The following is a 2,149-nucleotide window of genomic DNA, read 5'->3' as shown; positions in this document are numbered from 1 at the left end:
ACTGAAAACATCGTGAAAACCCCTTGCTATGAACCGAAATGCGGTGACCGCATATGAGCATGGCTTCAACGGCCAGTCGGGGCACACGGTTTCATAACAAGGGGGATCAGCGCAATATTTTTGTTCGGAAGGCCGATTTCGAGGCGAAGCTGGCGATCTGCTGCCATCTGGCGGATAATGCAATGAGGGTGCGGGTGGCAAACACGGAGAGCGTGTCATGGCCATACACAAAGTCGGTTACCTCATCGGCAGTCTTGCCCGGGAATCCATCAACCGCAAGCTCGCGAAGGCGCTCGTTCAACTGGCTCCTCCGGAACTTGAAATGACGGAAATCGCCTTCAAGGATCTGCCCCTTTACAGCTACGATTATGACGCGAATTTCCCACCGGTCGCCCGGGATTTCAAAAAGGCGATCGCCTCCGTTCAGGCCGTGCTGTTCGTTACCCCGGAGTACAATCGCTCGATCCCTGGCGGATTGAAGAACGCGATCGACTGGGCCAGCCGCCCCTATGGAAAGAATTCATTCGCGCGCAAACCGTCAGCCGTTATCGGAACATCGCCGGGCGCCATCGCAACCGCTGTCGCCCAACAAAGCCTGCGCAGCGTTCTGAGCTTCTGCAACTCACCCCAGATGAATGCGCCGGAAGCCTATATCCAGTTCACGCCGGGACTGATAACGGACGACGGCGAAGTGACGGTCGAATCCACCGAGGACTTCCTACGCAACTACATGGCTGAATTCCACATGTTCATAGCGCGGGTGCTTCAGGTGTTGCCGCCGGACGCATAGGTTTGGCGTCAAACCGGGCGCGCGCTCATCACCTTCAGCGCGCCTAGCGCCACGAAACAGAGCACAGCAACCGGGAATATCATCCAGTTCAGCATCTCCCAGCCCCAGGCATTGTAGACCATGCCCGACATCAGCGAGGCGCAGGCGACGGAGCCGAACAGGACGAAATCGTGGAAGCCTTGCACCTTGCCCTTTTCCGACGGCCGGTAGCTGGCCGCCACCATCGCCGTGGCGCCGATGAAGCCGAAATTCCAGCCGAGGCCGAGCAGGATCAGCGATGTCCAGAATTGCCAGAGCGCCAGGCCCGACAGAGCGACAATGGCGCAGCCGATGAGCAGGATCAGGCCGAGGGCCACAATGCGTTCGGCGCCGAAGCGATGGATCAGCGAGCCGGTGAAGAAGCTTGGCGCGAACATCGCCATGACGTGCCAGGAGATGCCGAGCGTCGCGTCATCCTCCGACAGTCCGCAACCGACCATGGCCAGCGGTGCGCCGGTCATGACGAAGCTCATCAGCGCGTAGCTGCCGACCGCGCAGAAAAGTGCGGCGACGAAGCGCGGCTGCGTGACGATTTCGGCCAATGGCCTGGCGTCGCTGGCGGCGATCTCCACCTTGCCGGATGCTTTCGCCGGCAGCCGCAGGAACGACAGGATGATGGCGCCGACCGCGGCCAACGGCAGGATGGAGACGAACGAACCGGCAAACATCACCGGCGCCAACAATTCGCGGGTGAAGATGACGATCTGCGGCCCGAGGATGGCGGTGATGATACCACCGGCCAGCACGAAGGAGATGGCGCGCGCCTTGAATTCCGGCGGTGCGTTGTCGGCGGCGGCGAAGCGGAACTGCTGGACGAAGGCGCCGCCGACACCGATCGTGAGCAAGCCAAAGGCAAACAGCCAGAAGCTGCTTTGGAAGAGCGCAAGCGTGGCGACGAGGCCGCCAAGCGCCGTGACGATTGTTCCGGTCATGAAGCCGCCGCGCTGGCCCATGCTGCGGATGATGGCCGCCGCGGGCAGCGCGCCGAGCGCCACGCCGATGTTGAAGCCGGTGATCGGCGCCGTTGCCAGCGATTTGTCGGGGCCAAGCAGATATTGCCCGGCCAGCGCCCCCATGGAGATGGCGATGGGGGCCGCCGAGCCGATGATCGCCTGCGAGGCGGCGAGGATCAGCGCGGTGCGGCGCGCCTCCTTGCTGGCCCCGACGGCGATTGCCGTCATGATGCGTCCTTGCCGCGCCCCTCGCCACGCACCCGGCGTGACACACGGTCGAGCACGGCATTGACCAGCTTCGGCTCGTCTTCCTCGTAGAAAGCCTTGGCGATGTCGACATATTCGGAGACGATAACCGCGACGGGGA

At 62.3% G+C, this 2,149-nt stretch carries 3 protein-coding genes; 1 reads left to right on the top strand and 2 read right to left on the bottom strand.

The window, feature by feature from the left end:
- Positions 1-217 precede the first annotated feature (217 nt).
- Positions 218-790 carry an NADPH-dependent FMN reductase gene (locus EN935_RS32550; RefSeq protein ID WP_109668613.1) on the top strand — a complete coding sequence of 191 codons (573 nt, stop codon included), beginning with the start codon at positions 218-220 and terminating at the stop codon, positions 788-790.
- Between the two features lie 8 nt (positions 791-798).
- Here the strand turns inward: EN935_RS32550 and EN935_RS32545 are convergent, their stop codons facing one another.
- Together EN935_RS32545 and EN935_RS32540 are read right to left on the bottom strand one after the other, a co-directional pair.
- On the bottom strand, positions 799-2,010 hold the full coding sequence (locus EN935_RS32545; protein WP_127374047.1) for an MFS transporter: 1,212 nt from the start codon (positions 2,008-2,010) through the stop codon (positions 799-801).
- The coding region (locus EN935_RS32540; protein WP_281040382.1) for a transcription antitermination factor NusB at positions 2,007-2,149 on the bottom strand (143 nt) is incomplete at its 5' end. The genes EN935_RS32540 and EN935_RS32545, both read right to left, overlap by 4 nt.

The sequence above is a fragment of the Mesorhizobium sp. M7D.F.Ca.US.004.03.1.1 genome, assembly GCF_003998635.1.
In the GTDB taxonomy this organism is placed as follows: domain Bacteria; phylum Pseudomonadota; class Alphaproteobacteria; order Rhizobiales; family Rhizobiaceae; genus Mesorhizobium; species Mesorhizobium loti.
This window is presented reverse-complemented; position numbering and strand designations above follow the sequence as displayed.

Bases quoted from the DNA above. Each gene is read 5' to 3' on its own strand.
- EN935_RS32545 (WP_127374047.1), bottom strand. From the start codon at position 2,010: ATGACGGCAATCGCCGTCGGGGCCAGCAAGGAGGCGCGCCGCACCGCG.
- EN935_RS32550 (WP_109668613.1), top strand. From the start codon at position 218: ATGGCCATACACAAAGTCGGTTACCTCATCGGCAGTCTTGCCCGGGAA.